The 22141-nt window shown below is 59.9% G+C and carries 22 protein-coding genes and 1 tRNA gene; 12 read left to right on the top strand and 11 right to left on the bottom strand.

Annotated elements, in window-relative coordinates; all coding sequences use genetic code 11:
* Window positions 1–2: 2 nt before the first annotated feature.
* The 4 genes from IEU99_RS04120 to IEU99_RS04135 are packed head-to-tail and all read right to left on the bottom strand — an operon-like array spanning window position 3 to window position 5322.
* Window positions 3–383 carry a monovalent cation/H+ antiporter subunit E gene (locus IEU99_RS04120; protein ID WP_128890621.1) on the bottom strand — a complete coding sequence of 127 codons (381 nt, stop codon included), beginning with the start codon at window positions 381–383 and terminating at the stop codon, window positions 3–5.
* Complete coding sequence (locus IEU99_RS04125; protein WP_128890620.1) at window positions 384–1928, bottom strand: monovalent cation/H+ antiporter subunit D family protein; 1545 nt, start codon at window positions 1926–1928, stop codon at window positions 384–386.
* The gene (locus IEU99_RS04130) at window positions 1928–2356 is read right to left on the bottom strand and encodes a cation:proton antiporter subunit C (RefSeq protein ID WP_128890619.1); all 429 of its coding nucleotides are present in this window, start codon (window positions 2354–2356) and stop codon (window positions 1928–1930) included. Before IEU99_RS04130 ends, IEU99_RS04125 begins: the two co-directional genes overlap by 1 nt.
* Window positions 2353–5322: a DUF4040 family protein gene (locus IEU99_RS04135; protein ID WP_128890618.1), complete on the bottom strand. Its 2970-nt coding sequence runs from the start codon at window positions 5320–5322 to the stop codon at window positions 2353–2355. The genes IEU99_RS04130 and IEU99_RS04135 overlap by 4 nt, the downstream gene beginning before the upstream one ends.
* Window positions 5323–5541: 219 nt before the next feature.
* Here IEU99_RS04135 and IEU99_RS04140 point away from each other — a divergent pair, with 219 nt between their 5' ends.
* Both IEU99_RS04140 and IEU99_RS04145 read left to right on the top strand, forming a co-directional pair.
* Window positions 5542–6972 (top strand): hypothetical protein, encoded by a 1431-nt coding sequence (locus IEU99_RS04140; protein ID WP_128890617.1) that lies wholly within the window; start codon window positions 5542–5544, stop codon window positions 6970–6972.
* Window positions 6973–7105: 133 nt separating this feature from the next.
* A complete protein-coding gene (locus tag IEU99_RS04145) occupies window positions 7106–7939 on the top strand; it encodes a GDSL-type esterase/lipase family protein (protein ID WP_128890616.1) in 834 nt (277 codons plus the stop codon).
* A 210-nt stretch (window positions 7940–8149) separates the two neighbouring features.
* On the opposite strand, the gene IEU99_RS04150 is transcribed toward IEU99_RS04145, so the two are convergent.
* Window positions 8150–8226: transfer RNA gene (locus IEU99_RS04150), tRNA-Pro, on the bottom strand.
* Between the two features lie 111 nt (window positions 8227–8337).
* Window positions 8338–9243, bottom strand: a complete 906-nt coding sequence (locus IEU99_RS04155) for a metallophosphoesterase (RefSeq protein ID WP_371869469.1) — start codon at window positions 9241–9243, stop codon at window positions 8338–8340.
* 28 nt (window positions 9244–9271) lie between these two features.
* Between IEU99_RS04155 and IEU99_RS04160 the strand changes: the two genes are divergently transcribed.
* On the top strand, window positions 9272–9733 hold the full coding sequence (locus tag IEU99_RS04160) for a GatB/YqeY domain-containing protein (RefSeq protein WP_128890615.1): 462 nt from the start codon (window positions 9272–9274) through the stop codon (window positions 9731–9733).
* Window positions 9734–9752: 19 nt separating this feature from the next.
* Here the strand turns inward: IEU99_RS04160 and IEU99_RS04165 are convergent, their stop codons facing one another.
* Window positions 9753–12125, bottom strand: a complete 2373-nt coding sequence (locus IEU99_RS04165; RefSeq protein WP_128890614.1) for a transglycosylase domain-containing protein — start codon at window positions 12123–12125, stop codon at window positions 9753–9755.
* Window positions 12126–12398: 273 nt separating this feature from the next.
* On the opposite strand from IEU99_RS04165, the gene IEU99_RS04170 reads away from it, so the two are divergent.
* The 4 genes from IEU99_RS04170 to IEU99_RS04185 all read left to right on the top strand — a co-directional run bounded on the left by IEU99_RS04170 (window position 12399) and on the right by IEU99_RS04185 (window position 14300).
* Complete coding sequence (locus tag IEU99_RS04170) at window positions 12399–12686, top strand: WhiB family transcriptional regulator (RefSeq protein WP_371869475.1); 288 nt, start codon at window positions 12399–12401, stop codon at window positions 12684–12686.
* A gap of 35 nt (window positions 12687–12721) precedes the next feature.
* Window positions 12722–12880 (top strand): Sp36 family protein, encoded by a 159-nt coding sequence (gene sp36, locus IEU99_RS04175; RefSeq protein WP_164470327.1) that lies wholly within the window; start codon window positions 12722–12724, stop codon window positions 12878–12880.
* Window positions 12877–13341 carry a RidA family protein gene (locus IEU99_RS04180; RefSeq protein WP_128890613.1) on the top strand — a complete coding sequence of 155 codons (465 nt, stop codon included), beginning with the start codon at window positions 12877–12879 and terminating at the stop codon, window positions 13339–13341. The genes sp36 and IEU99_RS04180 overlap by 4 nt, the downstream gene beginning before the upstream one ends.
* Before the next feature lie 125 nt (window positions 13342–13466).
* Window positions 13467–14300, top strand: coding sequence for an MBL fold metallo-hydrolase (locus IEU99_RS04185; RefSeq protein ID WP_371869470.1), 834 nt, complete (start codon window positions 13467–13469; stop codon window positions 14298–14300).
* A gap of 62 nt (window positions 14301–14362) precedes the next feature.
* Here IEU99_RS04185 and glxR read toward each other — a convergent pair whose 3' ends face one another.
* A complete protein-coding gene (glxR, locus tag IEU99_RS04190; protein ID WP_128890611.1) occupies window positions 14363–15046 on the bottom strand; it encodes a CRP-like cAMP-activated global transcriptional regulator GlxR in 684 nt (227 codons plus the stop codon).
* 429 nt (window positions 15047–15475) lie between these two features.
* On the opposite strand from glxR, the gene nth reads away from it, so the two are divergent.
* From nth to IEU99_RS04210, 4 genes are read left to right on the top strand one after another with little or no spacing between them, the layout of a single operon-like run.
* A complete protein-coding gene (gene nth, locus IEU99_RS04195) occupies window positions 15476–16222 on the top strand; it encodes an endonuclease III (protein ID WP_128890610.1) in 747 nt (248 codons plus the stop codon).
* A 20-nt stretch (window positions 16223–16242) separates the two neighbouring features.
* On the top strand, window positions 16243–16815 hold the full coding sequence (locus IEU99_RS04200) for a TlpA family protein disulfide reductase (protein ID WP_128890609.1): 573 nt from the start codon (window positions 16243–16245) through the stop codon (window positions 16813–16815).
* The gene (locus IEU99_RS04205) at window positions 16812–17600 is read left to right on the top strand and encodes an NUDIX hydrolase (protein WP_128890608.1); all 789 of its coding nucleotides are present in this window, start codon (window positions 16812–16814) and stop codon (window positions 17598–17600) included. Before IEU99_RS04200 ends, IEU99_RS04205 begins: the two co-directional genes overlap by 4 nt.
* Window positions 17597–18790, top strand: a complete 1194-nt coding sequence (locus tag IEU99_RS04210) for a MarP family serine protease (RefSeq protein ID WP_128890607.1) — start codon at window positions 17597–17599, stop codon at window positions 18788–18790. The genes IEU99_RS04205 and IEU99_RS04210 overlap by 4 nt, the downstream gene beginning before the upstream one ends.
* On the opposite strand, the gene IEU99_RS04215 is transcribed toward IEU99_RS04210, so the two are convergent.
* Together IEU99_RS04215 and IEU99_RS04220 are read right to left on the bottom strand one after the other, a co-directional pair.
* Window positions 18787–19767 carry an alpha/beta hydrolase gene (locus IEU99_RS04215; RefSeq protein WP_371869471.1) on the bottom strand — a complete coding sequence of 327 codons (981 nt, stop codon included), beginning with the start codon at window positions 19765–19767 and terminating at the stop codon, window positions 18787–18789. The genes IEU99_RS04210 and IEU99_RS04215 overlap by 4 nt on opposite strands.
* Window positions 19768–19879: 112 nt before the next feature.
* The gene (locus IEU99_RS04220) at window positions 19880–20380 is read right to left on the bottom strand and encodes a phage holin family protein (protein WP_128890606.1); all 501 of its coding nucleotides are present in this window, start codon (window positions 20378–20380) and stop codon (window positions 19880–19882) included.
* A gap of 113 nt (window positions 20381–20493) precedes the next feature.
* Between IEU99_RS04220 and IEU99_RS04225 the strand changes: the two genes are divergently transcribed.
* On the top strand, window positions 20494–21168 hold the full coding sequence (locus IEU99_RS04225; protein WP_128890605.1) for a hypothetical protein: 675 nt from the start codon (window positions 20494–20496) through the stop codon (window positions 21166–21168).
* Window positions 21169–21207: 39 nt separating this feature from the next.
* Here the strand turns inward: IEU99_RS04225 and IEU99_RS04230 are convergent, their stop codons facing one another.
* The gene (locus tag IEU99_RS04230) at window positions 21208–22086 is read right to left on the bottom strand and encodes an HAD family hydrolase (RefSeq protein ID WP_128890604.1); all 879 of its coding nucleotides are present in this window, start codon (window positions 22084–22086) and stop codon (window positions 21208–21210) included.
* Window positions 22087–22141: the final 55 nt, after the last annotated feature.

Raw genomic sequence — 22141 nt, forward strand, 5'->3', positions numbered from 1 at the left:
GGTTAGGGCGTCTCCTTTCGCTCCGGCACGGGTGCGGGCTGCTCGATGGTGGCCGATGCAAGGTCATGGTGGATGGAGCGAACGCTGGGCGCCATCGTGGCTTCCATGTGCGCAAGATCTTCCAGTACCGCTTTCGGATCAGAGCCATACACTGCGTGCACCAGGAGGGTGTGGTCTTCTCGCAGGCCAATGCTCATGGTGCCTGGGGTCATGGTGATGGACACGGCAAAGGCGGTGATCTGCCAGTCTTTGCTCAGACGCAGGGGATAGTGCACCACGATGGGGTCCATGCCCTTATTGCCTTTGAGCGTATCTACCAGCACCGTGTTGGCCGCCAGGACGATCTGCCAGACCAGCCACAACACATATTTGATGGCGTGCATTTATTTGCCTCCTAGGTTGCTGCTGGCGTTGGCCTGGACGTCGAGGGGCAAGCCCACTGCTTCATCACCGAGGACGGCTTGTTGGTAGGCGGGGACGTCGAGAAGCCCCTCGGCGGCCTGGTTGGTGAGTTCGAACATCGGCCCTGCGGCAAGGAACATGCCAAAGGAAATCACGATGAGCATGGCGCTCGGCGCGAGTCGGAGCCAACGAACTTTCAGCCCATCGGGGTAGCGCTCCTTATTCAGCGGCTGGCCCCAGAAGGTTTCGCGCCACAGGCGCATCATGGAAAGGAAGGCGCCGAAGCTTGCCACCACGATCACGGCGATCACGATCCAGGAGGCGATATCGCCAGGCTGGGCCGCTGCCACCACGAGTGCCACTTTGCCCCAGAGGCCGGAAAATGGCGGGAAGCCAACCACGGAGAACGCACCTGCGGCAAACACAGCCGCCACCCAGGGGTCGCGGTGGGCGAGGCCGTGGAGCTTGGAAATCAGGTCGGTGCCGTAGGTTTCTTCCACCGCGCCGGTAGCCAAGATGAGCGAGCCGACGGTGATCATGTGGTGCAGCATGTAGAGGATGCCGGCGGCCAGAGCCGCGGGCTCATTGCCGGTGGCAAAGGCAAGCATGACCAGGATGAAGGGCATGCCATTGACCATCTGGTAGGAGATCACGCGGCGCATGGAGTTTTCTGCCAAGCCGGCATAGGCGCCCACCAGCATCGAAAGCGAGCAGATCACAATGATCAGCCACATCCAGCGGCTATCCAGATCGAAGATCACCACGTAGATGCGGAAGATCATGTACACCGCCACCTTGGTGTGCAGGCCAGAGAACAGGCCCATCACCGATGCCGAGGTGGAGGGGTAGGAGCGTGGCAGCCAGGTGTGGACGGGGAAAATGCCCGCCTTGACGGCCAAGGCAATGATGATCACGCCCATGGCCACGGTGATGGGGCCATTGCCCGCGGCTGCGCCTGAAAGCGCTGCGATATTGACGGTGCCGCTGACACCGTAGAGCAGTGCCACACCGGCGAGCAGCACGGTGGAGGTGGCCAAGTTGACCAGCACGAAGGTGCGTCCGGCGGAAAGCCTTGCCCAGGTGCCCGTCATGGCCAGCAGGCCGTAGGAGGGCATGAGCATGACTTCGATAAAGACGAAGAAGTTGAACAGATCGGCCGTCATCAGCGCGCCCATCACACCGCTAAGAAGCATGAGCGATAGGGGTGCGTAGTAGCGTGCGCGTGTTTCGCCCACCACGATGGCAAACCAGTTAGAGGCGAAGGCCACGATGGAGGTGGTCACCATCATCACGGCGCTGAATTGGTCGGCGGCAAAGGGGATGGCCACGCCGCCGATGTAGAGGCCGATGGAGTGTGCCTGGGTGCCGTTGGCGGTGATGTAGGCAAAAAGCCAGGCGCCAGCCAGTCCCGTCAGCACTGGGGTCACGAGCGCGGTGATATCGCGGAAGGCGCGCCAAGGTGCGAGGGTGGTCAGTGCCACCGCCACCAGGGGTAGGCCTACAAAGAGGGGAAGAACATAATCCATTAGTGCTTCGCCTCCTCAGAGCGCGATTCCATGCGCTTGGCGTTGTGGTCGAGGTTTTCTGCTACCTCGGCGCCCGAGATGGAACGGCCGAGGGTTTGCAGCGGCGAATCCTCATCGGCCACCTCTTCGGCCAAGGTGTCATCGGATCGGCCGAGCCCGGAGAGGGTGAGCATGTACGTGGTGGTAGCCATCGCGATCACGATGGCGGTCAGCACGAAGGCTTGGGGCAGCGGGTCGGCGGCATCCGCAAGATCTGTGATGTTGGGGAATGCCTCGCCGCGCCACTTGGGCACACCGGTTGCCAGGATGAGCAGGTTTACGGCGTGGCTAATTAGCGTCATGCCAATTACCAGTCGCAACATGCCGCGCTGCAGCACCAGGTATGTGCCACCGGCGGCTAGCAGCGCAATGGTCAAAGCCAGGATCATTGTGCTTGCTCCTTCTGGATTTGCTTAATGGTTTGAGCCTTCCTGCGTTCCCCGCGCTTTGGACGGGTGGCCGTTTCATGTTCGAAGGGCTTGCCGTCTGGGAAGTTCGGGTCGTCGTCTTCGCGTGCGCTGACTTCCGGTGCGGATTGCAGTGGCGAATTGTCTTTTGTAAACGTCAGTTGCTTGCGGCTCATGCCTGGGCGCAGGTAGCTGCCCAGCACATTGATGGCCATGCTGAGCATGCCCATCACCGCCAGGTACACGCCCACGTCGAAGATCATCGAGGTGGTCCAGTGATTGCCGGCGAAGTGCCCATGCAGTGCGTAGAGGAATGAGCCCTTGATCAGGCCAATAAAGCCCGAGATCAGTGCGAGCAGCACACCGACGCCGGTGAGCTTGGCTGGTGTGTACACATCCACGATGCGCTGGTCGCGCGGGAAGGAAATGTAGGAGATCATCAACGCGCCACCGAAGATCAGCGCGGCAATGAAGCCACCGCCGGGGCTGTTGTGGCCGCGCATGAATACCAGGAAGCTCACAACCGCAAGGGCAGGAATGAGGAAGCGAAGCAGTTGCTGCGCTGGGATGGCATTGATGCGGGCACGCCCGAAGGGGGAGGGGTGGGTGCCACGTTGGAAGGGGTAGCGCGGCATGGAGGTCACCACCGCGGCGATCACCACGGCAGCCATGCCCAACACCGTGAGCTCGCCCAAGGTATCGAAGGCACGGAACTCCACCAGGATGGTGTTGACAATATTGTCGCCACCGGTGATCTCCGGGCCGTTATTGAGGTACCACAGTGAGAGCTCGGTGCGTTCGCGCCTGCCAAGCAGACCATAGGCTGCGCCGAAGGTGACCAGACCAACTAGCACCGCCATCACGCCAGCACCAATGCGGCGCTTGGGCTTGGTGGGGTGGAAGGTTTCTGGCTGCTGGCGAACCACCAGCATCATGATCACCACGGTCAGGGCCTCTACCAGCAACTGCGTGAGTGCCACGTCGGGGGCGCCGAGCGTGAGCATCTGGAAGGTCACGCCCATGCCGGCCACGCCGAGCAGCACCACACCAGTCAGCCTGGAGGAGGTGCGCAGCAGCAGCACGAGTGCCAGCGCCACGATGCCCAGGGGCACCAGATCGCTCCAGCGATCCATGCCCTCTACGCGCGGGGCAACGGGTGCACCGTCGATACCGCCGCTGATCAGCGTGCGGATACCCACCGTGGCGCCCAGGGCGATGATGAGCACGAACATGGCGGCCAGGTGGCGGGTGGGGCTTAGAGAATCAGCCATCTTGCCCACGGCCTTGCCGTAGCCTGCCATGCCGCGCACGGCGGTGTTGAGCAGCTCATTGCCGCTGCGCCACGCCAGCTTGCGGCCATCGAGTGCTGCCCAAATCTGCTTGCGCATCACAATGCCAACCACGCCGAGCACCGTGACGGCGATAGAGATCGCCAGCGGCACATTGAAGCCGTGCCAAAGCGCTAGGTGGGTGTGGGGATCTTCGGATACGGCGGCTACGGCCGAGCTGATGGGCTTATCAAGGGCCGATACGAAGAAGACGATGGGCAAGGAAAGTACGCCGGGAATGGCGGCTGGAAGCCACAGCGAAATGGGCGCTTCCTTGGTTTCCGACATGTCGCGGTCGCCGTCGATAAAGCCATCGCACACGATGCGCGCGGAGTAGGTGAAGGTAAAGAGTGCACCAATACCTGCGGCGATGAGCAAGATGGCGGCAGGGCCGTTGCCGATGGGGGCTTCTTCAAAGGCGGCCAGCATGCCTTCTTTGGAGATAAAGCCGAGGGTCGGCGGCACGGCAGCCATGGAGGCCGCTGCGATGCACACTGAGCCGAAGGTAAAGGGCAGCAGGCGCCAGGAGGAACCAAGGCGCGATGCATCGCGGGTGCCGGTTTGGTGGTCTACCACGCCAATGAGCATGAACAGGCTGGACTTGAACATGGCGTGCGCCAGGGTGTGCACCAGTGCCGCGGCCAAGGCCAAGGGGGTGCCAACGCCGATGGTGGCAACGATCCAGCCCAGGTGCGACACGGTGGAGTAGGCGGTGAGCTTTTTCAGGTCCGATTTCTGGATGGCAAACAGCGAGGCCATCACGGCGGTGACAATACCCACCACAATGAGCAGCCAGTTCCACGTGGCGTTGTCGTGGAAGATGGTGCTAAAGCGCATGAGCAGGTAAATACCTGCCTTCACCACGGCTGCGGCGTGCAGGAATGCAGACACCGGGGTGGCTGCGGCCATGGCCTCTGGCAGCCAGAAGTGGAAGGGGAACTGCGCCGATTTGGTAAAGGCCGAAACGGCGATGAGCACGGCGATAGTTGAGCTCAAGCCGGGTTTTTCGGCCCATACATCGCTGGCCAAGATCCCAGAGATGCTGGTGGTGCCGGTTTGGGTGGCGGCGATGGCCAGCGCGCTGAGCATGGTCAGGCCACCAATGAAGGTGAGGATCAAGGTGCGCTGGGAGCCAAGCTCACCGCCGGTGCCGCCGGAGCGTGCGATCAGCATGAAGGAGGCCAAGGAGACGAGCTCCCAGGCGATGAAGAGCACGAAGGCGTCGTCGGCAAGCACGAGCATCAAGATGCTGGCGGTAAAGGCCGTCATGATGGTGTAGAAGCTGGTGTTGCTTCTATTCTTCGATAAATAGGCAGAAGAATAAATGAACACCACCGCACCAATGAGCAGCGCAAGCAGCGCGAAAAAGACGCTGAGCGCATCGGCTTTAAGCGCGAAGTTCACACCAAGACCGGGGCCGAGGAGGTCGGGCACCCAGGTGGCTTGGTAGCTCAACGCTTTGCCGTCGTAGATGTCGGGGAGCTGCCGAATTAATAAGATGGCTGCAAAAATGAAGATGCCTGCAAGCGGCCAGCCAGCGGCGCGATCAATGAGTTTGACCAGAAGTGGCGAAACGGCGATCGCGAGCGCGGCTAGCGCTAGAACATACAAAAGGGTCACAGTGGTTTCACACCCATTGAGGTAGGAACTCGTGGCCTGTTGGATCTTGTGGGATCACAAGCAAACAAAAGGCAATCGGGCACAACTAACGCCTCAACACTACCAGTTGGGCATAGGGGATCTCACACGGCGATCCAGGTAGAAAGCCCCACAAAAATACCTGCTTTACGCGCGCGCCGTGAACGCAAACGCCCTGCAAGGGGCTAGGTTTGTTAAACCATGAGCCCCATTTCTAAGCCCGAGGCCACCGGAAAGCGTGTGATCGCTTCCATTCTCCTGGCAGTCCCCCTGCTTGCTGGTGTAGGCGTGGCGGCAACAAGTGACACCCAGATCGCATCCACCTGGACTAATAGCGAGGAGTCTCAGGGTGCACCCGCGGCGGTGGCGATGCCCGATCTCAGCGAGGTGCGCAGGGCGGTAGGCAATGCCAACGCCCAGTCCTCGATGCTCCAAAGCGGCACCAAGCAGCTTGTCGACGGCACCGAGAAGCTCAAAACCGGCTCCCAGGCCCTAGGCGATGGCGTGCATGAGGCGCGCGATGGTTCTCAGCAGCTTGCCAATGGCATGACTGAGATTCAGGCGGGTACCGCACAATTAGGCGATGGTGCAACCAAGGTTGCCGATGGCGTGGAGGCCGCGGTGAATCAGATGGTGGGCCTGGAAGCTGCCAGGGGGCAGATCTTAACGGCTATTGAAGATGCCCAGTCCGATGTAGAAAACAGCGTGGATCCGCGCGCTGCGGAGATGAAGCAGCGCCTGGCTGAATTCCATGCCCGCGTGGAGGCCGCCGCCCTCGATGAGGGCACGAAGGCGCAATTAGAAGAGTTGCGCAATGGATCGCGCGAGGTGGCCAATCAGCTTGCCGTGCCAGGCTATAGCTATCACGACGGCATTTATAGCGCCACGAAGGGCTCCAAGGATTTGGCCAGTGGGCTCAATAGGTTATCGGGTGGCGTGGATGAGGCCACCAGTGGCGTGGATCAATTGGATGAGGGCGTGAAAAAGATTGACTCCATGGCTCAAGACACCCGCGCCAAGCTCGCCGCGGCGCAGCGCGCGCTGCCTGCCGTTACCCCAGGCACGCAGGAGGCCGAGGAGGCGGGCGTGAGCCAGTCGCTTGCGCCACTTTATGCCTTCTTTATTGCAGCCGGCATCATGTTGGCCGCTGCAACGCGGGTGCGTGATTGGCGCGGTGGTGCCCTAGCGATTGTGGCTCTTGGCGTGCTCGGTGCGGTGCTCGTCGCTGTGTTGGGCGTGGGCATGAGCGTTGGTGCTGCCATCGTTGCAGGCTTGGTGGGTGCGCTAAGCGCCGCGCTTTCTGCTGCAATGACGATGGCGCTGATGCGCATCCTCGGGCCTCGCATTGGCCTTGGCACAAGCTTTTTCGCCCTGCTTGCCCAGGTAGGCATCGTTGGTTGGGTGTGGAATAAGGCAGCGACTGAGTCGATTGCGTCTGGGCTTGAAGCGCTTGCGGCATTGATGCCGTTGAATTACCCAACTCTGGCGTTGAGCGCTGTGGGTAACCAGGTTGGCGGCGCGGCGTTGTGGGTGCCGCTGGTGGTGATGCTTGCTTTGATTGGGGCGGCAGCTGCGAGCTTGAAGATCGTCCCGGAATCTCGCACGGAGGACGTCGAAAAGCTAGCGATGTGACAATTGTTACGCGCGTGACTGGTGTGATTTGGGCTTGCGCGGTTGTTTTTAGGTAAAAGGTTCCGCTACGTTGTAATAACGAAATCATAACGACGGATAGACACTATGTCTGCACGCCGAAGAAAGGACCCACATGCGCAACCGCGTAGTCGCCTCAATCGCTGCCCTCGCCGCCAGCGCCAGCCTCATGCTTGCCCCCAATGCCTCGGCAGCGGAGCCGAATGCAGTGCTCATCGGTGATTCCGTCCCCGCGAACCCCTCCTTGGTGTCCTTCTTTGCCGGCAAAGTGATTGCCAACCCCTCCAGCGTGGTGCTGCCCGAGGGCGTATTCGTCAACCAGCTCGGCTGCGGCACCGATAACCGCATGTCCGACGCCTTCGGCCGCGGCGCAGGCCAGCCCACCGCCAACTTCACCTGTGCAGGTGCAAGCCTGGCCTCCGGCGGACGCCACGTGATCGACCTGATCAACGACGCAGCAGCCACCGGCCAGCTCGGCCCCCACACCACCCAGGTTGGCCTGCTCGCAGGTGCCAACGACACCTACCCCTACAACGGCAAAGAATCCCTGGAGCAAATCTTCACCCGCATCCACGTTGCCATGCGCGATGCCGTCAACCGCGTGAAGGAAGTAGCGCCCAACGCCCAGATCAAGATCCTGGACTACCCCACCATCGCACCCGATGGAAATGTCTGCCTGATCCGCGTGGCCCCCGGCCAGACCGTGCCTTTGTACCTGCAGGCCATGGCCGATTATGAAAACGGCCTGAGCAACACCCTGCGCACCGTCTCCCAGGAAACCGGCGTGAAGTTCGTCGATTCCAAGATCCCCACCGCAGGCCACGGCATGTGCTCCGATGACGCCTGGTACGCAGGCCTGATCGACTTCGGCGCCGGCCCGCACAAGCTGCCCGTACACGCCACCGACATCGGCCTCGACACCGTAGGCGAGTTCGCTGGTCGCGCCTAAGGCAGGCTCAGCGGAGCTCTAAAGGGCTCAGCGAAGCTTTACGGAGCCCAACATTCAAGCGCACCTTCGGGTGCGCTTTTGCTATTCCTCCCTTTTGTAGCCGTGCCCTAGAGCGCCGGGTTGAGCAGGCCTGGGCTTGGGCCTCGTCTGGGGCAGGGGATAAGAAAAACCGCAGCTCAGAAAGTGAAAGACTTGCTGAACTGCGGTTATTGGTCGGGATAACAGGATTTGAACCTGCGACCTCTTCGTCCCGAACGAAGCGCGCTACCAAGCTGCGCCATATCCCGGCATAACACCTGCGTGCTACCCAGAACAGCATAGTGAGCTGTGCCAGGAACTCCAAAACGGCAGGTCGCAGCTCAAACGCTGTTTGGGCACGCGTGTGCCCGTCGAAAAGCCTAAACTTTTTCCACCAGGCGCAGCAGCGTGGCAGAGGGCTTACAAAATAGGCGCACGGGCGCGTACTTAGATTGCCCAAGACCATTGCTTACATGCATAAACATGTCACCGAAGCGGTGCAGGCCCTTGCAGCGTTCGGGATCGATGCCACAGTTCGTTACCAATGCCTTACCCCCTGGCAGGCACACTTGGCCGCCGTGGGTGTGGCCGGATAAAGAGAGCATGTAGCCGTCTGATTCAAAGCGTTCCAGCACGCGGGGTTCGGGAGCGTGCAACAAGGCCAAGGAGAGGTCGGCTTCTGGGTGGGGCGGGCCTGCGATCTCCTCATAATTGTCAAGATCGTGGTGGGGATCATCCACCCCGGTAGCAGCGATTTTCAGCCCCGAGGCCTTGAACTCATGGCGAGCCTGATTCGCGTCCATCCAACCGTGTTCCACAAAAGCTGCTCGCATGCCCTGCCACGGCAATTCCACGCGGCTGACCTTGCGTTTTTTGCCCAGCAGATACTTCAAGGGATTGACGGGCCTGGGCGCAAAATAGTCATTGGTGCCAAACACAAACAGACCCGGACGGCGCAGCAGCGGCTCAAGGGCACGCAGCACACCTGGCACGCCTTTTTGGTCGCTTAAGTTATCGCCGGTATTGACCACCAGGTCGGGATTCAGCGCGTCCAAGGAGCGAACCCACTCCTGCTTCGCGTGCTGGGTGGGGATCATGTGCAGGTCGGAGATGTGCAGGATGCGGAAGGCATCTCGACCATCGAGGGTGCCCGGCTCAAGGATGGGTACTTCTACCTCGTGGAGCTGGAACTGGGTGCATTCGCGCATCGCCCAGCCCAAGGTGGCAGCCCCGCCAAGCGCAAGACCGCCGAGTGCACGTGCCGTTACCTGAATAATTGAAGCCACTCGATCAGCCTACCGGTACTCTCAAGGTATGAGTGAACTCAAGCAAACCATCCGTCAAGACCTCACCACCGCCATGAAGGCTCGCGATAAGCTCAGCACCTCCGCATTGCGCATGTTGCTGTCGGCGATCCAGGCCGAGGAAACCAGCGGTGCTCGCCATGAGCTTGACGACGCCACCGTGCTCAAAGTCATCGCCCGGGAAATTAAAAAGCGCAAGGAATCCGCCGAGGTCTATGCCCAAAACGGCCGCCAAGAACTTGCCGATACTGAACTGGCAGAGGCCAAAGTATTCGAGCAGTACCAGCCAGCCCAGCTTGATGATGCCGAGCTCGAAGCCCTCGCTCAGGACGCAGTAAAAGAAGCCGCCGGCGATGGCGAGGTTTCGATGAAGCTCATGGGCAACGCCATGAAAATCGCCACCGCCAAAGCCGGTGGGCGCGCCGACGGTAAGCGCCTCAGCGCCGCGGTACGCGCAGCGCTGCAGGGCTAGCTAAGCGTCGCTTCTGGCATTACTGCCCCAGGAGCCTCCGGATGGAATCGGTGATGCTGTCTACGTCCTGGCTCGGAATCTCTGGCACCGGCGGAATAGACGGCACTACCGGTTGCGGTGCTGGCCTGCGCGCCGGGCTGCCATCGGAGATATACAAGGTGATGGTTGAGCCCTTACGCAGTGGTGTGGGCACGCTGGTGCGAAGCACCTGATTCTTGGGTTTGCCGTCGCCTGCAACGTATTGGCGCACGACCTTATAGCCCTGCTTTGTAAGCTCACGTTCGGCGCTGGATACATCGCGGCCAATGAACTGATCCCCTAAGGTTGCCGAGCGTCCACGGCGGTAGGTATCACCAATCGGCGCCAGATTGCCCTGCTGGGCAATATTGCTGCCGTTCGCCGCGGAGAACCACGTGCGCGCCGGCTCATCGCCACCGTACAAGCTGCCTGCACCGCATTGCTGCACCGGCGAGGTGCACAGCGGAGCCACCGAGGTGCCATCGTTGTAGATATAGGTCACGGCGGCATAGGCGGAGTTAAAGCCCATAAACGCTGCCGACTGGTGCGACTCGGTGGTGCCGGTTTTCGCAGCCAATGGGGTAGACCAATTAAAGGCCTTCGCGGCATCCGCGCCGGTGCCTTCAATCGTGTCTTTGCTCAAGGCCTGCCCAAGGGCGTTGGCGGCATCGGCATCCATCGCATTTTCGCAGTCAGGGCGCTCTAGGAATACCTCATTGCCTTCTGCATCGGTGACATTTTCAATGGGGTTCGGTTCGCACCAGCGACCATCCGAGGCGATTGATGCGGCCACATTCGACATTTCCAGTGCGTTAATGGCGGTAGGCCCAAGGGTATAAGAGCCGAGGTTGTGGTCTTTCATGTATTCGGCAATGGAGGCTTCACCATCGAAGGTGCCTGCTTCCTTATAACTTCTTAAGCCCAGCTTCACCGAAAGATCCACCACTTTATCCACGCCCACTTCGCTAATGAGCTTCACAAACGGCGTGTTGGGTGAATAGGCCAAGGCGTCTTGTAGCGACATCCTTGAGGCATAGGAGCCGGAGTTTTCCACGCAGTAGGTGTTGGCGGGGCAGTTGCTAGCGCCGCCTTCACCCAGGCCCTTGGCCTCATAGCGGGTGGGCACATCGAGCATGGTGTCGAGCCCGTAGCCATCTTCAAGCGCGGCACCGGCGGTAAAGATCTTAAACACCGAACCAGCACCGGAGCCCACCAGCGATGCCGTCTGCGGCAGCACTGTTTGGCCGGCTTCAAGGTCGAGGCCGTAGTCGCGAGAAGAGGTCATGGCCAAAATCTTGCGGCTATCCTTGCCGGGCTCAATCACATTCATCACGTTGGCCACCCCTGGGGTAGAGGCGGGTACTTGCCCGGTCACTGCATCATGCGCAGCGGCTTGTACCTCGGGGTTTAAGGTGGTGCGAATGGTATAAGAGCCCGAGGTGATCGTGTCCAGGTCCAGGCCTTTTTCGCCCAGGTACTTCAATACATAATCGCAGAAGAAGCCGGCATCGCCTGCGGCGATACAACCATTGGGCAGCCCGCCAGGCTGTTCTTGCACACCAAGCGGCTCGCCCTGATACCGCGCGGCATCCTCGGGAGTAATCGCCCCTGTTTCTGCCATGGCGCCAAGGACTTCATTGCGACGATCAGTGACAGCTTCGGGGTTGGTGTAGGGGTTGAAGTAGGAAGAAGACTGCACAATGCCTGCAAGCATCGCGGCCTCTGGAATATTCAGCTCCGCTGCTGGCTTGCCAAAGTAGGTCTGGGATGCGGCCTCCACGCCATAGGCGTTATTGCCGAAGGGTACGAGGTTGAGGTAGCGAGTCAGGATCTCGTCTTTGCTCAGGTTCTCGTCGATGCTCGAAGCCATGCGCATCTCGCGCAATTTACGAGGAATAGATGTCTCTGTTGCTGCTGCCTGCTCATCGGGATTATCCGAGGCCACGAGGAGCAAGTAGTTCTTCACATACTGCTGATCCAAGGTGGAAGCACCCTGTTCCACGCCGCCGGCAAGCAAGTTGGTGGCCATAGCGCGCAGATTGCCTTTGAGGTCTACGCCATTGTGCTCATAAAAGCGACGATCCTCGATGCTGACGATGGCAGCTTTCATCGGCTCCGCGATGGCCTCAGATGGCACCGAGTAGCGGCGCTGCTTATATAGCCACGCCATTGGCTCATCGTTGGCGTTGAGGATGGTGCTGACACCGGGGGTAGCTCCGAAGGTGAGATCGTCAATATTTGATTGCATCGTCTCGTCCGTGCGCTCAATAGCCACACCGGAGATAGCTGCAACAGGGGTAAGCACCACGGCAGCGATCGTGCCGGCGGCGAGTGCGCCACCGACCATTTTGATCAGAGATTTCCCTACAGACACGGTTACACCCTACTGGCTTCCTCGGCTGCGGAAAAGAAGCTGAGACTTACCCCCGTCCGAATGAATGCCCATGTGACCCGCTTGGGGGTAACCCATAAAGTGTGATCCATTCGCTAGATAGGTAGGTGGGCGAATAGAATTACACATGTACGTTTTCGGCGCTTGAGCTTTAGCGTCGATCGGGTCCCCAATGTGTGGCAGGAGGCGTTCAACGTGACCACCTCGTTGATCAAAGAAACCAGGCGTGACCCCTTTGCGGTCGAGTCCAATGAGCTGGATGTGACAAGCCCCCGGGGTGAATGGGTGATGAGAGCTACTTGCCGTCACGTGGATCCTGATGCTCTATTCGTCCGTGGCGCTGAACAGCGCCAGGCCGCCACCATCTGCGATGGCTGCCCGGTACTGATGCAGTGCCGCGCCGATGCTTTGGATAATCGCGTGGAATTCGGCGTATGGGGCGGGCTTACCGAGCGTCAACGTCGCGCCATTTTGCGCAAGAATCCCCACGTAGATAACTGGGCAGAGTTCTTTGCTCAGGGAGGCGAGCCCGTCGGGCTGTAATGGCGCTTGGCCATCTTGGCATTAGTATGTGCCCTATGAACAAATGGGAATACGCAACTGTGCCACTTATTACTCACGCCACCAAGCAGATCCTCGATACGTGGGGTGAAGATGGTTGGGAGCTCGTGGCAGTGATGCCCGGCCCGAACCCGGAAAATGTCGTGGCCTACCTCAAGCGCCCGGTGCAAGCATGAGCACACCTTCTGAAAAACTCGCAGAACTCGGCCTGAAACTGCCGGAGGTTGCAGCACCCGTTGCCGCCTATGTGCCCGCTGTGCGCGTTGGCAATCAGGTATGGACCTCGGGCCAACTGCCCTTTATCAACGGCGAACTTCCCGCCACCGGCAAAGTCGGTGGGGATGTCAGTGCCGAAGATGCTCAAGATTATGCCCGCACTGCCGTGCTCAACGCCTTAGCTGCGGTGGATAGCTTGGTGGGCATTGATCATGTCACCCGTGTGCTGAAGATCGTGGGCTTTGTGGCCTCTGAGCGCGACTTCGGTGGCCAGCCCGGCGTGATCAATGGCGCAAGCGAATTGATTGGCCAGATCTTTGGCCAAGCCGGTGCCCATGCCCGCAGCGCCGTCGGCGTTGCTGAACTTCCTTTGGGTGCTCCCGTGGAACTTGAGCTGGTGGTCGAGGTAGACGCCCCTTAACGGGGGAGTGTTTGGGTGTCCGAATCTGCTGGTTTGGGTGCCTGATCCAAGAAAAGTTTTCCGTTTATCGGGGTCAGGGTGAGGGGTGAGACACTTCCACCCCAAGAACTAGTCGCGCGTAATAGATGTGTCCTAAGCTAAACCCTATGGAGCATCCCGCTTACAGTCAGCAGAGGCCGGTGACCCCGTCCACTTCCGTGGTTCTTTGCCCGAATCCGGGGTACGCGTCACTGGAAGGTACGAACTCGTGGATCATTCGCGCCGAGGAAGATCCTCGCGCCATCGTTATTGATCCCGGCCCTGCGGATGAAGGACACTTAAATGTCTTGCACCGTTATGCCGATGAAGTGGCGTTAATTCTTGTCACTCACCGCCACCACGACCACGCCGATGGTGCTGAGCGCTTCCGCCAGCTCACCGGTGCGCCCGTCCGGGCCTTTGATGCCGCATATTGCATGGGTGGTGAGGAACCACTTCGCGATGGAGAGATCATTGCCCTCGACGGTGTTACCCCGCAGATCGAGGTGGTGGCCACCCCTGGGCACACGGCTGATTCTGTGTCCTTCTTTATTTGGTCCGGCAAGCCGCACGAGTCCACCCTTGAGGCGATTGCCACAGGCGACACCATCGCCGGGCGCCACACCACCATGATTTCTGAGACTGATGGCGATCTTGGCCAGTACCTCGAAACGCTCGATCTTCTCGAACGTCGTGGCAAGGATGTGCACCTCCTGCCCGGCCACGGCCCTGATGGCGAGAACTTGGCTGCCTATGCCCGCAAGTACATTGATCGTCGCCACCAGCGTCTGGATCAGATTGTGCAGGCACGCAAGGAGCTGGGTGAAGATGCCAGCTTGAAGGAGCTTATCGACGCCATCTACGACGACGTTGATCCTGTCCTCCGTGGCGCTGCTGAGCAGTCCACCCGAGTGGCCCTGCGCTATCTCGACGCCCAATAACGCTTCAGACCACACAGCAAACGCTCCCGGCAACAAGGCCGGGAGCGTTTGTGTTTCTTGTACTAGCGTGCGCGCTTGGCAAGGTGCTCGGTGTCAATGATGAGCACCGATTTGCCTTCGAGGCGGATCCAGTTGCGGTGCGCGAAGGTGGCAAGCGCCTTGTTCACCGTCTCACGCGAAGCGCCAACCAGTTGAGCAATTTCTTCCTGGGTGAGGTCGTGGTTGACGCGAAGGGCGCCACCTTCCTGGGTGCCGAAGCGGTTGGCAAGCTGCAGCAGTGCCTTTGCTACGCGGCCGGGCACATCGGTGAAGATGAGGTCGCCAAGGGAGGCGTTGGTGCGGCGCAGGCGTCGAGCCAGCATGCGCAGAAGCTGCTCGGAGATCTCCGGGTAATCAGAGATCCACTTGTGCAGCATGGTGGAGGTCATGGTGGCTGCATGAACCTCGGTGACGCACACGGCAGAGGAGGTGCGCGGGCCTGGGTCGAAGATGGACAGCTCGCCGAACATGTCCGAAGGACCCATCACGGTGAGCAGGTTCTCGCGGCCGTCGAGTGCGTGACGGGCGAGCTTCACTTTGCCGGAGGTGATGATGTAGAGGCGGTCGCCTGGTTCGCCTTCTTCGAAGATCGTGGCGCCTCGGGGGAAGCGAACGGTCTCCAACTCCTTGATCAGATTCTCCACCGCCACAGGGGCGACCCCCTGGAAAATTCCGGCGCGGGAGAGGGTCTCTTGTACACCTTCCACGTAAGTACTCCTCATGTCGTCGACGCCTGGTGCTGCGTGCACCGCCGAAATTCGGTGGGCGTCGTGATCCGGTCAGTTGTGCGTTCCGCCTAAAAGGGGAAGTGACACAGCGGACATTATCTTGTTGTTCCTGAGTAACCTTACTATGTGGTTCGTCACGTCTGCACGTAATACTTTAGAATCGTCACATCTTGGGCGTCTTTGCGCTGCGCCGGGGGTAGTGTGTGGCAGCTCGCACAACCTAGAACTTGCGGAACTCCGCCCAGCCATATGTGGGAAATGTCCATATTGTCCTGGGATTCATGTCCGATTACGTGTGAATCTGTGGACTTTCCAAATCTTTTCTACCCCCTACCCCCGTTTGTGGGCAACCTTTTCAGCGTCGAATCCCGGCGATGATCTGTGGACCTGGCAACTATTGTGGTGGGCATGCCATCTCGATCGTCCACACAAAGCAGCAACACTGCCCTGGCAAAAACCAGGCGTGCCCGCAAAATCAACCGGATGCTCGCCCAGGCCTATCCAGATGCGCACTGCGAACTGAATTTTCGCAACCCACTCGAACTCACCGTGGCCACCATCCTTTCGGCACAATGCACCGATGCGCGCGTCAATACCGTTACCCCGGCACTCTTTGCCCGCTACCCCAACGCCGCGGCCTATGCCACTGCCAATGAGGCGGAGTTACAAGAACTCATCCACTCCACGGGCTTTTATAAAGCCAAAGCCCGCAACATCATCGGCATGGCCCAGCGCCTCGTGGCAGACCACGACGGCCAAGTGCCGGAAGATTTCGACGCACTGATCGCGCTTCCAGGGGTGGGGCGAAAAACTGCGCACTGTGTGCGCGGCAATGCCTTTGATTACCCAGGTTTAACCGTGGATACGCACTTTGGCAGGCTCGTGCGAAGGTGGGAACTCACCACAGAAAAAGACCCGGTGAAAGTCGAGCACATCATCGCGGCGATGATTCCTAAGAAAGAATGGACGCTATATTCTCACCGCCTGGTCTTTCATGGCCGCCGCGTATGCCACTCACGCAAACCGGCATGCGGTGCATGCCTGCTCAAGAAGGTGTGCCCAAGCTACGGCACCGGTCCCGTAGGCATCGAGGCAGCAGAATTAGTCAGCGGCCCCAATGCCGAGGCGCTCATTGCCATAGCAAGTGAACAGTAAACAAGGAGCAAAGGACCACCGTGCGCAAACCCATCATCACCTCCATCGTCGTATTCGTGGGCATTCTGGCCTTATTGTTTGCCCTGCTGCAGATGGGCAAGAAGGAAGAATCCGCCCAGGATGGCGTAGAGAGCAGCAGCAATGCGAGCATGCTGAGCGTCGATAAGCGACCAACCTGCCCCAAAGTGAACTTCGAAACTCCCCTGCCGTGCCTCGGCGCTGGGGTTGATAGTGCACCCGCGCAGGCTGAATACACCGTGGTGAATGTATGGGCCTGGTGGTGCGGGCCGTGCCGCGAGGAGCTACCCGCCATCGACGCCTTTGCCAAAGAGCACCCCGAATACGCGGTGGTAGGAGTCCACGCCGACCCGAATGCCGCCAATGGCGCTGCTTTGCTCAATGATCTCAACGTCGACCTGCCCAGCTACCAGGATGGCGAAGGCATGTTTGCCGCCACCTACGCACTGCCCAACGTGGTGCCCATTACCTTGCTGCTGGACCAAAACGGCAAGCTCATCGGCCAAAAAGCCCAGGTGTTCCACAGCGCTTCGGAGCTTGATGCCGCGATCAAGGCTATGGTGGATGGCCAATGAATCCAGACGCCAGCCCTTTAGCCAAGCTCAGCCCCGATAGCCCGGGTGAAAATATCACCCTGCAACCCGAGCGTGCCCCACTGTGGATGCGCGGGCTTGTCCGTGACGTGGATCAAGGACACCTCGACGCGCGCTTGCGCAAGGCCTTAAAACCCGATGCGGCCATTGATCATCGCCGCGAGGCATCGGTGCTGATCTTGCTTGCTGGCACAGAAACCTCCGCAGAACTACCGCATGATGCCGCGGTGCTGCTCACACACCGATCACCGCGTTTGCGTTCGCACTCAGGCCAGATGGCTTTTCCTGGCGGCAGGCGCGACCCAGAAGACATCAATGCCGTTGATTGCGCCCTGCGCGAGGCCTGGGAAGAAACGGGCCTTGATCGCCATAGCCTCAGCCCGCTGGCGCAACTGCCGGAGGTGCATATTCGCGCCACCGGCTACCCCGTGCACCCGGTGCTTGCCCACTGGCATAGCCCTTCTCCGGTTGGGGTGGTAGACCCAGGCGAAGCCGATGCCGTGGCCAGCGTGCCGTTGGCTGAGCTTCTTGCTCCAGAAAATAGGCTCACCGTGGCGCGCGGCGGTTGGCACGGGCCGGCGTTTCGCCTCAATGGCTTTATTATTTGGGGTTTTACCGGCGGTTTGCTCGACGCGATCATTACCCAAGCGGGATGGGAACAAGAGTGGGATCGCGATAGGCACTACGATCTGGTGGAAACCCTGGCTCGTTCCCGCAATAAAGAGGCAGTCGGGGATCAGTTGACCGAAAGGAAACCCACAGCGTGAGCCTCGGGCTGATCGTCGATATCGTCATCGTTGCCATCCTGTTCATCGCCTTTTTCGCAGGCTGGCGCCAAGGTGCAGTCTCCTCGGTGCTTTCCACCATCGGCGTGATCGCAGGACTCATTTGCGGCGCGGTGCTCGCCCCCTTGGCCATGCACTTCAGCGATTCCCAGGCCATGCGCTTTGTGCTTGCCCTAGGCGTGTTGGTGCTGCTCGTAGGCGTTGGCAACATGGCCGGTGCTGCGATTGGTGCTGCGTTTCGCGATGGCCTGATGTGGAAGCGCCTGCGCGGGCTTGATTCGCTGATCGGCGCCTGCTTCCAAACAGCCGCCGCGTTGCTGGTGGTGTGGCTGATCTCCATTCCCATTGCATCGGGCTTGCGCGGGCAATTGCCCCAGGCCGTGCAGGAATCGAAGGTGCTCGCGGAGGTCGATCGCCTCGCTCCCGCGCCGGTGAAGAGCTTGCCTTCGAAGATCTCCGCCATGCTCAACGATTCCGGCCTGCCGCCACTGGTTTCGCCTTTTACCCACGGCAACCGTCCGGTGGTCGATGCCCCGGATATCCAGGTCAGCGATGAAGAGCTGGTGCGCCGACTGCGCCCCTCGGTGATCCACGTGCTTGGCGAATCTCAACGATGCGCCCGAAGGCTCATGGGCTCCGGCTTTGCCGTGGATAACCAGCATGTGATTACCAATGCTCACGTGGTGGCCGGCACCCAGACCGTAAGTTTGGATACGGTGCTCGGGCTTAAAGAAGCCCAGGTGGTCTACTACAACCCAGAGATGGACATCGCCGTGCTTGCCACCGATGAACTCGACGTGCCGGCCTTGCAGTGGGCCCCGGAACCTGCCCAAACCGGCGACGATGCCATCGTGCTTGGCTTCCCCCAATCAGGGCCTTATACCGCCTCACCTGCAAGGATCAATGATCGCATCACTATTTCGGGGCCGAATATCTACGCCGGTGGCCGCGTTGAGCGCGAGGCTTATACCGTTCGAGGCAATATCCGCCAAGGCAATTCCGGTGGTCCGCTTGTCGACGCCAACGGCAACGTCCTCGGCGTAGTGTTTGGAGCCTCTGTGGATTCCTCCGATATTGGCTACGCCTTAACCGCACGCCAAGTACAAGAGGCCATCGGGGATATCGCAGCACTCCAAGCCCCGGTTGATACCCAAGAATGCGTGGCGCACTAGCGCTGCGCACCCTGTAGGCCACGTTCGACCTCAAGGGCAAAAGCGCTGAGGCTTCGCACAAAGGCCTCCGGCTGCTCTAGGTGTGCGCGTTGGCGCGCACCGGGGATGCGCTCGGTGCTAAAGCGTGAAGTGCAGCGCTTGGCGCCGCGGCGAACCAATACCCGAGACAGGGCAGAGGCGTCGCTGAGCATGCGCACGGGAAGATCCACTTTCTCCGTAGCCCAGCGCACAGGGGGCACATTGACCACATAGCGGGAGGTCTTGGCCACCGGTGTTGCCGTGGATTGAATGGACATGGCAGTAAATCGAAGCTGGAGTTCTTCTTCAAAGGCGGCGCTGCGCTGATACTCCAGGGAGGTAGCAGTGCGCAGATCCCTGCTAATGATGCGTTCGCGGTGGCCCCAGAACACCCGCGAGAGCACCTTAGGCAAGCGGAACATGCTGGTCATGGCCAGAAGATTGCTAAAGTGCCAGGGGTGCGTGATGATAGCTCGCCGCAAATCCAGGGGGTGGATGCTCCCAGAGGTGCAGAGGCTTTTTATCCGCTGCGGCTGGTTGGCTGCTGCCAGCCAGGCAATCGCTGCTCCTGCACCAATGCCAACGACGTGGGCTTGGCTATGCCCCAGGGTGCTAATGCACCCAAGCACATCACCTACTGCTTCGCGGTGGTCGTAGCCCTGTGGGGGTTTATCCGACATGCCATAGCCGCGCATATCAATGGCCGCGACGTGGAAGCCTCGATTCGCAAGCGGGGCAATCACATGGCGAAAATCAAACCAACCGCCAAAGGAATCGTGCAATAACAGCACCAAGGGATTATGGGGGTCGCCCGCGGTAGCGGCATGCAGGCGCACGCCGCGGGTGTGCAGCATCTGGTGTTGGAAATCGCCCTCCAAGGCCACCACCTTCGGTGAGAGCTTGCGCTTAGAGCGCTGCTGCGCACTGGGGAGGTTTGCAGTCACTGGGCTCGGGCTCACGGGATATTCCTCGGACGGGGGCTAGGCGGGGGCTGGATAGGGGGCATGTGGGGAAAATGAAAGCCAACACCCCGCAGCCCTGGTGGGCGCGGGGTGGGGAAGCATCTGCGGCTTAGCTATAAAGGCCGCGGGTCTTGGCGTCTTGATTTGCCTCAGCCTTGCCGGGGACCAGCGTTTTCAGCTCGCCTACCGATTCAATGGTCTTTTCGGGCTTGCCGATCTTCTTCACCTTGCGGTAGCCGAAGAGGGCGAGGATGGCTGCAAGCGCCACCATGATCAAAAAGACGATGAGGAATCCAGCCCAGCGATCCATCCACTTGGAAAGCAGCTCGGCCAGGAAGAAGAAAAAGAAGAAGGAGCTGTAGAGCGCCAGGGTGCCAGCTACGCCGAAGAGGCCGCCACCAATAGCGCCCTTTTTCGCCTCGGCGGCGAGTTCGGTCTTGGCCAGCTCAACCTCGGAGCGGAACAGCGAAGACATCTGCGCGGTGGCCTGGCTGACCAAACCGCCGATGGAGTCCTTGCTCACCGAATCAACATCGCTTAGCGGAATGGAGTTGACCTGCGCCTGAAACGTCTCTGCGCTGTCGGTGTAAAAACCACTGTCCTTGCTCACGGGATTGTCCCTCCACGATCGTTCTTTGGGGTATTTGCCTACGTAGTTACTCAATATGGTGCCACGAAACACTGCTTAAAGCGAAGTTGAACCCTATTTCTACAATGGTTCTCATGCCTTATGTCGCAGATTTTGCCGCTCACCCGGATCTTGCGCCTGCACTTTCGCAGGCGCATCTCGCCATTCAAGCGGTGCATCGCAGGCCGGTGAATTTAAGAAAATTCGCTCTCACCAGCTCAGAGTCTGCCGTTCGAGGAGCCGCCATGGCGCAGCGTTGCAGTGGTGTCGATCTGCAGCAGTGCATGGCTGCCTATAGTGTGCTTGCCCCCGATGTGGTGGAAGCCACCACCAGAACCTTCCTTCGGGCACCACTGCAAGTACTCGCCAAAATTGATGTGCTAGCCGGCGGCGATGGGCGCCCCCGCCAAGGCAGTGCCGCGCAACTCCAACAACTTGCAGCGCTGCTCCAACAGCGCCCACCAGCCGATGGTGCGATCCTTGCCGGCATCGTGCAGGCCGGGATCATCGCCACCAATGCCTTTGACGCCCGATCGGTGCTTATCGGGTTGGTGGCAAGCCGATGTGCCGCCATCAGTTATGGTTTTGATCCCCGTGGCCTGGGCGTGCCTGAAACCTGGCTGCACCGGCACCGCCAACGCTATCTTGCATCTGCCCACGCAAGCCTGAACTCAGAAGAAGCCATGATCGATTTTCTTGGCCTCTTCCTTGAGGCCACCATCAAAGGCGCTGCAGAAGCAGAAGGGATTGCCGAAGCAGCCAAAGGCTAGCCAAGTACAAGGCGGCCTGGCCGAGGGGGAGGGGTGAATTTAATTGCGGGGGCGTCGATAAGCCCACCACCACCCAGCGATTCCTGCCACCACGGCTGCAAGGCCGGTGCTAATGGTCATCTCGCGTTTGGTGGGCATGCTAAACAGCGGCACCGGGTTATCAAAGCTGCGGATCTTCCACCCGCGATCCGTGGCGATCTTGCGTAATTGCCGATCAGGATTGACCACCACAGGATGACCCACTGCCTGCAGCATGGGCACGTCGGTGACGGAATCCGAATACGCAAAACAGCGCGAGAGATCATAATGTCGTGCCTGGGCACGAGCAGCCAAGGCCTCGGCTTTCGCCTCACCTTTGCAATAAAACAGCAATTCGCCGGTGAACTTGCCCTCTACTACCTCAAGCTCGCTGGCAATCACGTGCTCAATGCCGAGCTCGCGGGCAATCGGCTCCACCAGAATTTTGGCGGAGGCGGAGATAATGACAACCTCGTGGCCTTGAGCCTTGTGCTCCTCGATTAAGGCGCGGGCCTCGGAATAGATGGTGGGGCGAATGATGCTATGCATCGTTTCGCTCGCGATCTCGCGGATCTGCGCCTCTTCCCAGCCGATGATCAACTTGCTTAATTTATCCCTGGTGGCGTCGAGCTGTTGGGCGTTGTGCCCGCCGAGCATATAACTGGCCTTGCTCACGCTCATCTGCAATGCATCAGCGGGGCTAATTAAGCCAGATTGCAAAAACTCCTTGCCATAGGCCAGGGCCGAGGAGGTGGCGATGATGGTTTTGTCTAAGTCGAACAGCGCTGCGATCCGAGGGCTTGGCGTAGCGGCTGTATCTGTATTGGCTTGCGGTAGGGCATGCGCATTGGCCTTCTCCTGCCGCGAATGCGACTGCTGGGGTGGGCCAGTGGTGCTCATAATGAGTCTCAGCATATCGTGATCCGCGCGCACGCATCCGCCGATCATGGGAAAG

The sequence above is a fragment of the Corynebacterium pelargi genome (genome assembly GCF_014635485.1).
Taxonomy (GTDB): domain Bacteria; phylum Actinomycetota; class Actinomycetes; order Mycobacteriales; family Mycobacteriaceae; genus Corynebacterium; species Corynebacterium pelargi.

What these genes read in the sequence shown, in the direction of transcription:
- IEU99_RS04185 (WP_371869470.1), top strand. Translation starts at nt 13,467, where the DNA reads ATGTGTCCTAAGCTAAACCCTATGGAGCATCCCGCTTACAGTCAGCAG.
- IEU99_RS04130 (WP_128890619.1), bottom strand. Translation starts at nt 2,356, where the DNA reads ATGATCCTGGCTTTGACCATTGCGCTGCTAGCCGCCGGTGGCACATAC.
- IEU99_RS04160 (WP_128890615.1), top strand. Translation starts at nt 9,272, where the DNA reads ATGAGTGAACTCAAGCAAACCATCCGTCAAGACCTCACCACCGCCATG.
- IEU99_RS04120 (WP_128890621.1), bottom strand. Translation starts at nt 383, where the DNA reads ATGCACGCCATCAAATATGTGTTGTGGCTGGTCTGGCAGATCGTCCTG.
- IEU99_RS04140 (WP_128890617.1), top strand. Translation starts at nt 5,542, where the DNA reads ATGAGCCCCATTTCTAAGCCCGAGGCCACCGGAAAGCGTGTGATCGCT.
- IEU99_RS04145 (WP_128890616.1), top strand. Translation starts at nt 7,106, where the DNA reads ATGCGCAACCGCGTAGTCGCCTCAATCGCTGCCCTCGCCGCCAGCGCC.
- sp36 (WP_164470327.1), top strand. Translation starts at nt 12,722, where the DNA reads ATGAACAAATGGGAATACGCAACTGTGCCACTTATTACTCACGCCACC.
- IEU99_RS04230 (WP_128890604.1), bottom strand. Translation starts at nt 22,086, where the DNA reads ATGAGCACCACTGGCCCACCCCAGCAGTCGCATTCGCGGCAGGAGAAG.
- IEU99_RS04205 (WP_128890608.1), top strand. Translation starts at nt 16,812, where the DNA reads ATGAATCCAGACGCCAGCCCTTTAGCCAAGCTCAGCCCCGATAGCCCG.
- IEU99_RS04180 (WP_128890613.1), top strand. Translation starts at nt 12,877, where the DNA reads ATGAGCACACCTTCTGAAAAACTCGCAGAACTCGGCCTGAAACTGCCG.
- IEU99_RS04225 (WP_128890605.1), top strand. Translation starts at nt 20,494, where the DNA reads ATGCCTTATGTCGCAGATTTTGCCGCTCACCCGGATCTTGCGCCTGCA.
- nth (WP_128890610.1), top strand. Translation starts at nt 15,476, where the DNA reads ATGCCATCTCGATCGTCCACACAAAGCAGCAACACTGCCCTGGCAAAA.
- IEU99_RS04125 (WP_128890620.1), bottom strand. Translation starts at nt 1,928, where the DNA reads ATGGATTATGTTCTTCCCCTCTTTGTAGGCCTACCCCTGGTGGCGGTG.